At 71.9% G+C, this 12,215-nt stretch carries 11 protein-coding genes; 5 read left to right on the forward strand and 6 right to left on the reverse strand.

Annotated elements, in window-relative coordinates; translation table 11 throughout:
- Nucleotides 1-117: 117 nt before the first annotated feature.
- Together ABZ267_RS24595 and ABZ267_RS24600 are read right to left on the reverse strand one after the other, a co-directional pair.
- Complete coding sequence (locus ABZ267_RS24595; RefSeq protein ID WP_356749062.1) at nucleotides 118-1,350, reverse strand: HAMP domain-containing sensor histidine kinase; 1,233 nt, start codon at nucleotides 1,348-1,350, stop codon at nucleotides 118-120.
- A gap of 5 nt (nucleotides 1,351-1,355) precedes the next feature.
- The gene (locus tag ABZ267_RS24600) at nucleotides 1,356-2,009 is read right to left on the reverse strand and encodes a response regulator transcription factor (protein ID WP_356749064.1); all 654 of its coding nucleotides are present in this window, start codon (nucleotides 2,007-2,009) and stop codon (nucleotides 1,356-1,358) included.
- 348 nt (nucleotides 2,010-2,357) lie between these two features.
- Here ABZ267_RS24600 and ABZ267_RS24605 point away from each other — a divergent pair, with 348 nt between their 5' ends.
- Nucleotides 2,358-2,531: a hypothetical protein gene (locus ABZ267_RS24605; RefSeq protein ID WP_356749066.1), complete on the forward strand. Its 174-nt coding sequence runs from the start codon at nucleotides 2,358-2,360 to the stop codon at nucleotides 2,529-2,531.
- A gap of 94 nt (nucleotides 2,532-2,625) precedes the next feature.
- Here the strand turns inward: ABZ267_RS24605 and ABZ267_RS24610 are convergent, their stop codons facing one another.
- Both ABZ267_RS24610 and ABZ267_RS24615 read right to left on the reverse strand, forming a co-directional pair.
- The gene (locus tag ABZ267_RS24610; RefSeq protein WP_356749067.1) at nucleotides 2,626-3,426 is read right to left on the reverse strand and encodes an inositol monophosphatase family protein; all 801 of its coding nucleotides are present in this window, start codon (nucleotides 3,424-3,426) and stop codon (nucleotides 2,626-2,628) included.
- A gap of 98 nt (nucleotides 3,427-3,524) precedes the next feature.
- Nucleotides 3,525-4,652 (reverse strand): ferrochelatase, encoded by a 1,128-nt coding sequence (locus tag ABZ267_RS24615; RefSeq protein ID WP_356749068.1) that lies wholly within the window; start codon nucleotides 4,650-4,652, stop codon nucleotides 3,525-3,527.
- A gap of 196 nt (nucleotides 4,653-4,848) precedes the next feature.
- Between ABZ267_RS24615 and ABZ267_RS24620 the strand changes: the two genes are divergently transcribed.
- Nucleotides 4,849-6,096, forward strand: a complete 1,248-nt coding sequence (locus ABZ267_RS24620) for an MFS transporter (protein WP_356749070.1) — start codon at nucleotides 4,849-4,851, stop codon at nucleotides 6,094-6,096.
- Nucleotides 6,053-7,375 (forward strand): D-arabinono-1,4-lactone oxidase, encoded by a 1,323-nt coding sequence (locus ABZ267_RS24625; protein ID WP_356749072.1) that lies wholly within the window; start codon nucleotides 6,053-6,055, stop codon nucleotides 7,373-7,375. Before ABZ267_RS24620 ends, ABZ267_RS24625 begins: the two co-directional genes overlap by 44 nt.
- 67 nt (nucleotides 7,376-7,442) lie before the next feature.
- Here ABZ267_RS24625 and ABZ267_RS24630 read toward each other — a convergent pair whose 3' ends face one another.
- Nucleotides 7,443-8,573, reverse strand: a complete 1,131-nt coding sequence (locus ABZ267_RS24630) for a hypothetical protein (RefSeq protein WP_356749074.1) — start codon at nucleotides 8,571-8,573, stop codon at nucleotides 7,443-7,445.
- A 495-nt stretch (nucleotides 8,574-9,068) separates the two neighbouring features.
- On the opposite strand from ABZ267_RS24630, the gene sepH reads away from it, so the two are divergent.
- Nucleotides 9,069-10,139: a septation protein SepH gene (gene sepH / locus ABZ267_RS24635; protein ID WP_356749076.1), complete on the forward strand. Its 1,071-nt coding sequence runs from the start codon at nucleotides 9,069-9,071 to the stop codon at nucleotides 10,137-10,139.
- A gap of 72 nt (nucleotides 10,140-10,211) precedes the next feature.
- On the opposite strand, the gene ABZ267_RS24640 is transcribed toward sepH, so the two are convergent.
- Complete coding sequence (locus tag ABZ267_RS24640) at nucleotides 10,212-11,042, reverse strand: sulfurtransferase (protein ID WP_356749078.1); 831 nt, start codon at nucleotides 11,040-11,042, stop codon at nucleotides 10,212-10,214.
- 235 nt (nucleotides 11,043-11,277) lie between these two features.
- Between ABZ267_RS24640 and ABZ267_RS24645 the strand changes: the two genes are divergently transcribed.
- Nucleotides 11,278-12,054, forward strand: a complete 777-nt coding sequence (locus tag ABZ267_RS24645) for a VOC family protein (RefSeq protein WP_356749079.1) — start codon at nucleotides 11,278-11,280, stop codon at nucleotides 12,052-12,054.
- The last annotated feature ends 161 nt before the right edge of the window (nucleotides 12,055-12,215 follow it).

Consider the following 12,215-nt stretch of genomic DNA (forward strand, 5'->3'; position numbering starts at 1 on the left):
GATGACCCGAAAACGGTCTCTGTGATCGATCACACACGGCTCGCCCGGGAACGGGTCCTGAAAATTCCGCCCAAAGCGAACATGGAGATTCGGTGCAGAATCACACCGTGCAGCCTCTCAGACCGGCAGGGTGACGCGCATCACGAGACCGCCGCCTTCGCGGGGCTCCGCGATGATACGGCCTCCGTGGGCCCGCGCGACGGATCGGGCGATCGACAGGCCGAGTCCGACCCCCTTGTCGCTGCCCGTGCGCTCGGTGCGCAGCCGCCGGAAGGGCTCGAAGAGGTTGTCGATCTCGTACGCCGGCACCACGGGGCCGGTGTTCGAGACGGTCAGCAGGGCCTGTCCGGGCTGCACGGAGGTGTCGACCTCCACCCAGCCGTCCTCGGCCACGTTGTAGCGCACGGCGTTCTGTACGAGGTTCAGCGCGATCCGCTCCAGCAGGACCCCGTTGCCCTGGACGACGACGGCGGACCGCTCACCGCGGATCTCGACCTTCCGCGCCACCGCCTCCGCCCGGGCCTGGTCGATGGCCCGGTCGGCGACCTCGGCGAGGTCGACCGGTTTGCGCTCGATGATCTGGTTGTCGCTGCGGGCCAGCAGCAGCAGCCCCTCCACCAGTTGCTCACTGCGTTCGTTGGTGGCCAGCAGCGTCTTCCCGAGCTGCTGGAGCTCGGGCGGGGCCTCCGGATCGGAGAGGTGGACCTCCAGCAGCGTGCGGTTGATCGCCAGCGGCGTGCGCAGCTCGTGCGAGGCGTTGCCGACGAACCGCTGCTGCGCGGTGAACGCGCGCTCCAGCCGGTCCAGCATGTCGTCGAAGGTGTCCGCGAGCTCCTTCAGCTCGTCGTCCGGCCCGTCCAGCTCGATCCGCCGGGTCAGGTCGGTGCCCGCCACCCTGCGCGCGGTCCGGGTGATCCGGCCGAGCGGGGACAGGACGCGGCCGGCCATGGCGTAACCGAAGGCGAACGCGATGATGCTGAGGCCGACGAGCGCCAGCAGCGAACGGTTCAGCAAGGTCTCCAGCGCCTGTTTGCGCTGCTCGTTGACGCAGGCGTTCATCGCCGCGTTGAAGGCCTCCGGGGAGGGACCGTTCGGCAGGGCGCAGATGTCGCTGGCGACCCGGCCGCTCACGATCTCGAACGGCAGCTTGCTGCCCACCTGGAGGGCCTGCGCGGCCAGCATGTAGATGATCGAGAGCAGCAGGATGCCCGCGATCAGGAACATCCCGCCGTACAGCAGGGTGAGCCGTATCCGGATGGTCGGCCGCAGCCACGGGTACGGAGGGTCCTGCTGCTTGGGCTCCCAGGTGGGCTTCGGGGGTGCCGTCGGAGGCGGCGGGGTGGTGGCCATGGTCCTCAGATCCGGTATCCGGAGCCCGGCACGGTGACGATGACGGGCGGTTCGCCGAGCTTGCGGCGGAGCGTCATGACCGTGACCCGCACCACGTTGGTGAAGGGGTCGGTGTTCTCGTCCCAGGCCTTCTCCAGGAGCTGCTCCGCCGAGACGACCGCGCCCTCGCTGCGCATCAGGACCTCCAGCACCGCGAACTCCTTCGGAGCGAGCTGGATCTCCACCTCGTCGCGGAAGACCTCGCGCCGGTTCGGGTCGAGCTTGATGCCGGCGCGCTCCAGGACGGGCGGCAGTGCCACCGTCGTACGGCGGCCCAGCGCGCGTACGCGGGCGGTCAGCTCGCTGAAGGCGAAGGGCTTGGGCAGGTAGTCGTCGGCGCCCAGCTCCAGGCCCTCGACCCGGTCGCTGACGTCGCCGGAGGCGGTGAGCATGAGGACCCGGGTGGGCATGCCGAGCTCGACGACCTTGCGGCAGACGTCGTCGCCGTGCACCACCGGAAGGTCCCGGTCCAGCACGACGACGTCGTAGTCGTTGACCCCGACGCGCTCCAGAGCCGCGGCACCGTCGTAGACGACGTCGACGGCCATGGCCTCCCGGCGCAGTCCGGTGGCCACCGCATCGGCGAGCAGCTGCTCGTCCTCGACGACGAGTACGCGCACAGCGCAGTCCTTCCTTAGGTCCTTCTACGGGTTCACACGGCGAACGGCCCCGAGAGGGGCCGACCGTGTGCGTCCATCCTGCCCGCAACGCGTATAAACCGGCGGTAAGACGGCGCTGGGCCGACCGGGGCCGGAGAAGGGGGCGGAATTACCGGTCAGTTGAGGTTTCTCTGAGTCTGCGCATGGGGAAGAGGGGTTCACACCCGCGATCACGCCCCGGCCCGTGGCACCCCACGGCCCCTTCTCCGTTCCCCGGAGAGCGGCGAGATCACCCGCTCCTCCGGCTCCCCGGCCGGAGGCATCCCGGGCACACCCCCGTGCCACCGACCCACGATGAGGGGGCGCATCATGGACGCTTTCACCGCAGGTCTGCTGCACCGCATCAAGACCACCGAGTCCGACCTCACGCGGGCTCGCGAGGACGGCGACGACTTCCTGGCGGATGTCGAGCAGGGCGAGCTGGACGACTTGCACCGCCTCGCGGCCGAGCACGGCGTGCACATCGGCGCCACAAGCGTCTGAGCCGTACGGGAGAGGGCCCCGGATGCCGTCATGGCGCCCGGGGCCCTCTGCTGTGCTCCGCACCCCGCACAGCCCCCACCAGGGCTTCGGCGGGTCAGTCGTGCCAGGCACCCAGCTCGTCCAGCGCGTCCTGCAGCGGCTCGAAGACGCCGGGCGTGGCCGCCACCGTGAGGTCGCCGTCGGCCGGAAGCCCGGGACGGCCGCCGGTCAGCGCGCCCGCCTCCCGCGCGATGAGGTCGCCCGCGGCCAGGTCCCAGGGGTGCAGTCCGCGCTCGTAGTAGCCGTCCAGCCGCCCGGCCGCCACATCGCAGAGGTCCACGGCCGCCGAGCCGCTGCGCCGGATGTCCCGGAGCCTCGGGATCAGCTGCTGGGCGACGTCCGCCTGGTGGGCGCGGACGTCGCTGACGTAGTTGAAGCCGGTCGAGACGAGGGCCTGGTCGAGCGGCGGTGCGGGCCGGCAGCGCAGGGCGTTGCCGTTCGCGTACGCACCGCCGCCCAGGACCGCCTGGTACGTCTCGCCGCGCATCGGGGCCTCGACGACGCCGACGACCCGCTCACCGTCGCGCTCGGCGGCGATGGAGACGGCCCAGGTCGGCAGGCCGTAGAGGTAGTTCACGGTGCCGTCGAGCGGGTCGATGACCCAGCGGATGCCGGTGGAGCCCGGCGAGCTGGCGCCCTCCTCGCCGAGGAAGCCGTCGTCGGGACGGAAGTCGGAGAGGTAGCCGGTGATCAGCTTCTCGGCGGCGATGTCCATCTCGGTGACCACGTCGATGGGGCTGGACTTGGTCGCGGCCACGCCGAGGTCGGCGGGACGGCCGTCGCGCAGCAGGGCTCCGGCGCGGCGGGCGGCCTCCAGGGCGAGGTCGAGCAGTTCGGACAGGGCGGGGTCGGTCACGGGGGCTCCCAGGGGCTCGACGAGAACACAGGGCGTGCGCGTACTGGAGGCTCTTCTGGCGTACGAGGACGCCACGGGCCACGCGTACGGCAGCGGCTTCACGCGTACGGGCTGTCGGCGCCCGCCGCGGCCGGTTTCGGGGCCCTGGCCGGGCAGCAGCCGACCGGACAGAGGTCATGGGACGGGCCGAGGGAGCCCAGCGCGCAGGGCTTCACCTCGCGGCCCCGCTCACGCGCCGCGCGCTCCAGGAGCAGATCCCGTACGGCGGCGGCGAAGCGCGGGTCGTCGCCCACCGTCGCGGACCGGCGGACCGGGAGCTCCAGCTCGGCGGCCTTCGCGGTGGCCTCGGTGTCCAGGTCGTACAGGACCTCCATGTGGTCCGAGACGAAGCCGATGGGCGCCATCACGACGGCGGGCACGCCTTCGCCGTGGAGGGTCTCCAGGTGGTCGCAGATGTCCGGCTCCAGCCACGGGATGTGCGGGGCGCCGCTGCGGGACTGGTAGACGAGCTGCCACGGGTACTCGACGCCGGTCGCCTCGCGCACCGCCTCCACGATCAGCCGGGCGACCTCCAGGTGCTCCGCGACGTACGCGCCGCCGTCACCGTGCTCCTCCATGGGGCCGGAGGCGTCGGCGGCGGAGGTCGGGATGGAGTGCGTGGTGAAGGCCAGGTGAGCGCTCGTACGAACGTCTTCGGGCAGGTCGGCGAGGGAGGCGAGCACGCCGTCCACCATGGGCTCCACGAAGCCGGGATGGTTGAAGTAGTGGCGCAGCTTGTCCACGCGCGGCACGTCGAGGCCCTCCGCCTCCAGGACCGCCAGCGACTCGGCGAGGTTCTCGCGGTACTGGCGGCAGCCCGAGTACGAGGCGTACGCGCTGGTCGCGAGGACGGCGATCCGGCGGTGCCCGTCGGCGGTCATCTCGCGCAGGGTGTCGGTGAGGTACGGCGCCCAGTTGCGGTTGCCCCAGTAGACCGGCAGGTCCAGGCCGTGGTCGGCGAAGTCCTGGCGGAGCGCGTCCAGCAGCGCACGGTTCTGGGCGTTGATCGGGCTGACCCCGCCGAAGAGGAAGTAGTGCTGGCCGACCTCCTTGAGCCGTTCCTCGGGGATACCGCGGCCACGGGTCACGTTCGCCAGGAACGGAACCACGTCGTCCGGGCCCTCGGGACCGCCGAAGGAGAGCAGCAGCAGGGCGTCGTAGGGAGCGGGATCGCGCAGATCGGACATGACACCGATCCTGCCACCCGCCGCTGACAGCGCGGCAACCGACATCCGACGGTCCGTCGGCAAGAGCCGGAACCCTTGACGGCCGCACGCCCCTTCCGCGCCTCCGCACGCTCCGAAATCCGGTGTCGGGCACCTCCGCACGGCCGTAAGCTGTATCAGCCGGCTACACGCATGACAGGCACGACCGGAGTACCTCTTGCCCAGCCCCTACCGCGCCATCTTCGCCGCCCCTGGTACCAAGGGGTTCTCCGCCGCGGGCTTGTTCGGGCGGATGCCGTTGTCCATGATGGGCATCGGCGTCGTGACCATGATTTCGCAGCTCACCGGCCGTTACGGACTGGCCGGAGCGCTCACGGCGACGCTAGCCATGGCGGCCGCGGTCTTCGGTCCGCAGGTCTCGCGGCTGGTCGATCGGTACGGACAACGGCGCGTGCTGCGGCCCACCACGCTGGTCGCGGTGGCGGCGGTGGCGGGGCTGCTGATCTGCGCGCAGCAGGGCGCGCCGGACTGGACGCTGTTCGTCTTCGCGGCGGGCGCGGGCTGTGTGCCGAGCGTGGGGTCGATGGTCCGGGCCCGCTGGGCGGCGATCTACCGGGGTTCCAGCCGCGAGCTGCACACGGCGTACTCCTGGGAGTCGATCGTCGACGAGGTGTGCTTCATCTTCGGCCCGATCATCTCGATCGGCCTCTCCACCGCCTGGTTCCCGGAGGCCGGTCCGCTGATCGCCGCCGCCTTCCTCCTCGTCGGCGTCTTCTGGCTGACCGCTCAGCGCGCCACCGAGCCGATCCCGCATCCGAAGTCGCTCCACACCGGCGGCTCGGCGCTGCGCTCGCCGGGCCTCCAGGTCCTGGTGGCCACCTTCGTGGCGACCGGCGCGATCTTCGGTGCCGTCGACGTGGTGACCGTGGCCTTCGCCGAGGAGAGCGGCCACAAGGCGGCGGCCTCTCTCGTGCTGGCCGTCTACGCGCTCGGTTCCTGCCTGGCCGGGGCCGTCTTCGGGCTGCTGCACCTGAAGGGGAAGCCCGCGACCAGGTGGCTGGTGGGGGTCTGCGCGATGGCCGTGAGTATGATCCCCCTCCAACTGGCCGGGAACCTTACGTTGCTGGCCGTGGCGCTCTTTGTCGCGGGCCTCGCCATCGCACCGACGATGGTCACCACCATGGCTCTCGTCGAAGCGCACGTACCGCGCACCAAGCTGACCGAGGGCATGACCTGGACCAGTACCGGGCTCGCGGTCGGAGTGGCGCTCGGCTCCTCGGCCGCAGGCTGGGTGGTCGACGCCGCCGGGGCGAAGTCGGGGTACGCGGTGCCCGCCGTGGCGGGAGCGCTCGCGGCGGCGGTGGCGTTCCTGGGGTACCGCCGGCTGGCGAAGCCGGCTCCTACCGGAGGGCGCGGGGAAGATGACCGACACCTACGCACGGACGACGACGAGCGCGTGGCGTAACTGGGCGGGGACCGTCACCGCCCGGCCGGCCCGGGCCGAGTCACCCGCGTCCGTGGACGAGCTGGTGGACGTGGTGCGCCGGGCGCGCGCGGAGGGCCTCACGGTCAAGCCGGTCGGCACCGGCCACTCCTTCACGGCGGCGGCCGCCACCGACGGCGTCCTGATACGGCCGGACCTGCTCACCGGCATCCGCGACATCGACCGTACGACCATGACCGTCACCGTGGAGGCGGGCACTCCGCTCAAGCGCCTCAACACCGCGCTCGCCCGTGAGGGCCTCTCGCTCACCAACATGGGCGACATCATGGAGCAGACGATCGCCGGCGCGACCTCCACCGGCACGCACGGCACCGGCCGTGACTCGGCGTCGATATCCGCCCAGATCCGCGCCTTGGAGCTGGTCACCGCCGACGGCATGGTGCTGGTCTGCTCGGAGCAGGAGAACCCGGAGATCTTCGCCGCGGCCCGGGTCGGGCTCGGCGCTCTCGGCGTGATCACCGCCGTCACGCTCGCCGTGGAGCCGGTCTTCCTGCTGACCGCCCGTGAGGAGCCGATGACCTTCGACCGGGTCACGGCCGACTTCGACCAGCTGGTCGCCGAGAACGAGCACTTCGAGTTCTACTGGTTCCCGCACACCGGCAACTGCAGCACCAAGCGCAACAACCGCAGCGCCGGCCCCGCCGCCCCGCCCAACAGGATGAGCAGCTGGATCGACGACGAGCTGCTCTCCAACGGCGTCTTCCAGGTGGCGTGTTCGGTCGGCAGGGTGATCCCGCCGGCCATCCCGTCGATCGCCAAGCTCTCCAGCCGCGCGCTGTCCGCCCGGACCTACACCGACATCCCGTACAAGGTGTTCACCAGCCCGCGCCGGGTGAAGTTCGTGGAGATGGAGTACGCCGTTCCGCGCGAGCGGGCCGTGGCGGCGCTGCGGGAGGTGAAGGCGATGGTCGAGCGCTCACCGCTGAAGATCAGCTTCCCGGTCGAGGTGCGCACCGCGCCCGCCGACGACATGACCCTCTCGACCGCCTCGGGCCGCGACAGCGCGTACATCGCCGTCCACCTCTACAAGGGCACGCCGCACCGCTCGTACTTCACGGCGGTCGAACGGATCATGACCGCGCACGCGGGCCGGCCGCACTGGGGCAAGATCCACACCCGGGACGCGGCCTACCTGGCGGAGGTCTATCCGCGCTTCGGCGAGTTCACCGCCGTACGCGACCGGCTCGACCCGGACCGGATGTTCGGCAACGACTACCTGCGGCGCGTCCTCGGCGAGTGACTCCCGGTACGCCGTCGGCCCCCTTGAAGCGTCTCAAGGGGGCCGAGGTGTTTCCTGCGGTACGTCGTCACTCGCCGCCGGTGCCGTTGGCAGGCGGGGCCTGCTCGCCCTGGCCGGGGGCGGTCGTCGAGTCGGGGGCGCCGGTCCCGCCGCCGTCGGGGGCGGACGGGGTCGGCGTCGGCGCAGGTGTGGTCTGCCCGTCACCGGAGCCCGAAGGCGTCGGCATGGGCGTGGATCCGGTGTCCGGCTTCTCGCCGCCCGTTCCCGAACCGGGGTCCGGGCTCTGGCTGTTGCCGTCGCTCGGGTCGGTGGCGGGTGCGGAACCGGTGCCGCTGCCGTCCTCGTCGCCGTCGTCCGGCGTCTGCCGCTGGTCCTCCCCGCCGTCCTGGCCGGTCTCTCCGGAAGGCGTCGGACCGGCCGGACCGGAGTCGCGGTCGCCGCCACCGCCGCGTACGACGGAGCCGAGGGTGGTCCCCTTGCCGCCGCTGAGGTCGTTGCCCGAGAACACCTCGAAGGCGGTGATCCCGGCCATGGAGACGGCGAAGACGGCGGCGGCCGCGAGCGCGGGCCGCTTCCAGCCGCGGAGCCTGGTGCCGTGCGTGGTGCCTTCGGTGAACGCGTCGTCCTCGGCGGTCGCACCCGTCGCGGCCTGCGGCAGGACCTGCGTACGGTCTCCGACCTGCGGCAGCATCTGCGTACGGTTCAGGTCCGGCCGAAGCATCCGCGTACGGTCCGGGTCGGCGACGGGCCTCAGCAGCTGCGTGCTCTCCGGGTCGGAGGCAGCGTCCGGGACCACCTCCGGGACCGCGCCCGGGTCGACCGTGGGCAGCACCGTGGTGGCGTCGTCCGTCGGACCTGGCGTCGGCTCCGGTTGCGGTCGCCGCTCGGCGGCTCTGTGCGCCGAGGGAGTCGTCTCCTTCGTGTGCACCGTCACCTGGCGGCCCTCCGGGTGGGTCACCTGGACCGTCACCTCGCGGATCTGCTCGCCGGTGCGGCGGAAGAAGTGCTGGAAGACGGAGCCGCCGCAGGTGGCGACGACGCTCATCACGCCGGCCCCGGCGATCGTGCCGTACACGCCCAGCTGCGAGGCCGCCACGGCTGCCGCGACGGCCGCCACCGCACTCCCGGCGACCTGCGGCAGACTCAGATCGATGCGCCTTTCCTTGGGTTCTGTGTCACTTTCCGACTTCTGAACCATTACCAGCCCCTGCTTGACATCTCTCCCACCATGCAACAGGAAGGGACAAATGAGCGAAGTGGATAGTTCCGTTTCCGGCGATTGTGTGAAGCACAACACGCATCAGGGGCATTTCACGGGGAACCGGGTGACTCAACTCCCGCGCCTCCCGAGAAGTTCGGCGGCGCGCCGGTCCACCCAAGTGGCCCGAATGGAGTACCGTACGAGCCCTGGGGCGGACTCCCACGTGGGGATCCGCAGCTACGGGAGAGGGGCCGGCAGCGGCACTCGAACCGGCGGCGCCAACGCATTGCACGGGTGCTTGCTGCACAGAGCGGCCAAATCGGTCACTTTGGGACGCAAGAGGCAACCGTGTCATGGTGGGGTTCCAGAGTGAGCGCCCGACACGCCGGGCAACTTGGCAAGGTTGTGGCAGGCTGCACCCGGGCAGGTCACACTCGACTAGCGGAAGCAGCGACGCACGTGACGTCGGCAGGCACCACCCGGGAGGTCCCCATGCCCGAACTGCGTGTCGTGGCCGTCTCCAACGACGGCACACGACTGGTGCTCAAGGCTGCGGACAGCACGGAATACACGCTTCCGATCGATGAGCGGCTGCGCGCCGCCGTGCGCAACGACCGCGCCCGGCTCGGCCAGATCGAGATCGAGGTGGAGAGCCACCTCCGTCCCCGCGACATCCAGGCCCGCATACGGGCCGGTGCCTCCGCGGAGGAGGTCGCCCAGTTCGCCGGCATCCCGGTCGACCGCGTACGCCGCTTCGAGGGCCCCGTCCTCGCGGAGCGCGCCTTCATGGCCGAGCGGGCCCGGAAGACTCCCGTGCGCCGTCCCGGCGAGAACACCGGACCCCAGCTCGGCGAGGCGGTGCAGGAGCGGCTCCTGCTGCGCGGCGCCGACAAGGAGACCGTCCAGTGGGACTCCTGGCGCCGTGACGACGGCACCTGGGAGGTCCTGCTCGTCTACCGGGTCGCGGGCGAACCGCACTCGGCGAGCTGGACGTACGACCCGCCGCGCCGGCTGGTCCAGGCCCTCGACGACGAGGCGCGCTCACTGATCGGTGAGAGCGACGGCGCCGCGCCCGAGCCGAGCTTCCCGTTCGTGCCCCGGATCGCCCGGCTGCCGCGCGACCGGCCGCTGGACCGCGCTCTCGACCGGCAGATCGAGCGCCACACCGAGCGGCCCTCGCCGGCTCCGGAGCCGGAGGAGTACGTGAGCAGCGCCTCGGCCGGTGAGCGCGACTCGCTGACCAGCCTGCTGGAAGCGGTGCCGAGCTTCCGCGGCGACATGGTCGTGCCGGAGCGGCCCACGCAGCCCGAGCCGCCCGCGCTGGAGCCCGCGGCCGAGGAGGAGGCCGAGACCGAGGAGCCGCCCGCCGCCGCGGCCTCCGCCGGTGCCGGATCGGCGTACGCGGATGTGCTGATGCCGAGAGCGGTGGCCGGTCACCGCGACCGGCTCACCGGGACGACGGACCGTCAGGCCGAGGCGGACGGGGTCCGTCCGGGACGCCGTGCCGCCGTGCCGAGCTGGGACGAGATCGTCTTCGGCACCCGCCGCAAGAAGCAGGACTGACCGGGAGTGCCGGTCGGTGGGAGAGGGGCCCGTACGCCATCGCGTACGGGCCCCTCTCCGTGCTCCCGATCGTCAGGCCGGCTCGGGGCCGGTGGCGACCGGGCGGGCGGGGTCGGCGGACCATTCGGACCAGGATCCGGGATAGAGCGCGGCGGGGATGCCGGCGATCTCCAGAGCGAGCACCTCGTGTGCGCCGGAGACACCCGATCCGCAGTACACGCCGACGGGCCCGCCGCTCTTCCCCGCTCCGAGCGCGGCGAACCGCTCGGCAAGCCGTTCGGCCGGAAGGTAACGGCCGTCCTCGGTCACGTTCTGCGTGGTCGGGGCGGAGACGGCACCGGGGATGTGGCCGCCGACGCGGTCGATCGGCTCCAGGTCGCCGCGATAGCGCTCGGCCGCCCGTGCGTCCAGGAGCAGTCCCGTACGGGCGAGAGCTGCGGCCGCGTCCGCGTCCAGCGTGGGCAGGGCGCCGGGGTTCGGCCGGAAATCGCCTTCGGCGGGGTGCGGGATCTCGGCGGTGAGGTCGCCGGTCCACGCGGCGAGCCCGCCGTCCAGGACCCGTACGTCCGGGTGTCCCGTCCAGCGCAGCAGCCACCAGGCGCGCGCGGCGGCCCAGCCCTGTCCGCCGTCGTAGACCACGACCGGAGTGTCCTGGCCGATCCCGGCGCGGCGCATCACGGCGCCGAAGGCCTCCGGGTCCGGAAGCGGGTGGCGGCCGCCGCTGCCCGCCGGTCCGGCCAGTTCCGTGTCGAGGTCGACGAAGACGGCGCCGGGCAGATGGCCGGCCTCGTAGTCCGGACGGCCGTGCGGACCGCCCAGCTGCCAGCGGACGTCCAGGAGCACCGGCGGCCGCGGTCCCGCCGACTCGCTCGCGTATGCGGATGCGGTGATGATGGGCTTCATGGGTGCCATCCTCGCGCAGAGGCCGTGGCACCCGTACCAGCGCCCGGGCGGACATACCGCGACAGAGCGGTCTTCGTCCGTCGAGAACCCGGAGAACGCGGCGCGGCCGGAGCCGCACCGGCGCCGGGTGGTGCGAGCATCTCCACGGGGTACGCGGACCGCGTCCTGACCCGGGAGCGCCGTACGCGCCCTGTTCCCTGTCCGGCCACACAACGGTCCGAGGAGAGACAAGACGATGACCGAGGCTGCTGCCCGGCGCACGCCCGGAACACCTTGCTGGGTGAGTCTGATCGTGCACGGCCTGGGCGCGACCCAGGAGTTCTACGGAGCGCTGTTCGGCTGGGAGTTCCGGCCGGGGCCCGACCAGCTGGGCCCTTACGTCCGCGGGCTGCTCGACGGCAAGGAGGTCGCGGGCATCGGCCAGCTGCCGCCGGACCGGCACCTCCCGATCGCCTGGACCACCTACCTGGCGACGGACGACGCGGATCTGACGGCCGAGGCGATCCGCTCCTGCGGCGGCACGGTCGCGGTCGGACCGATCGACGCGGGCGAGGCGGGCCGGCTCGCCATCGCCTCGGACCCGGGCGGGGCCGTGTTCGGCGTCTGGCAGGGCTCGGAGCACGTCGGGACCATGACGGCCGGCGTCCCCGGCACGCCGGTCTGGAACGAGCTGGTGACCCGCGAGACCTCGATGGTCGCGAAGTTCTACCAGACCGTCTTCGGTTACGAGACCGAGGCGGTGGTCTCCGCCGACTTCGACTACCAGACCCTGCACCTGGCCGGCGTCCCGGTGGCCGCGCTGCACGGCGTCGGCCAGTCGCTGCCGCGCGACCGGGGCCCGCACTGGATGACGTACTTCGAGGTCGCCGACGTGGACGAGTCGGCCGCCCGGGTGGTGGAGCTGGGCGGACACATCCTGCAGCCGCCGCGCGAAGGAGCGAGCGGGAGGCTGGCGACGGTGGCGGATCCGGAGGGCGCGGCGTTCACGATCGTACGGACGTCCGAGGGCTGAAACGCCTTCGGGGCGGCTAGGGAGTGTCCGGCGGATCAGGGCCGACAAGGGCGCGGCGTCCGGTGCGGTGCATCGCAAGGCGCCGGCAGCGTCCTCATCGCAGAGCGATTCGGACGTTTCGGCAACGCCGCGAGGGATGGGGCCTCCCCTGCTCGAGCGCA

Origin of the sequence: Streptomyces sp. NPDC006174 (assembly GCF_040614075.1) — a bacterium.
Lineage (GTDB): Bacteria > Actinomycetota > Actinomycetes > Streptomycetales > Streptomycetaceae > Streptomyces.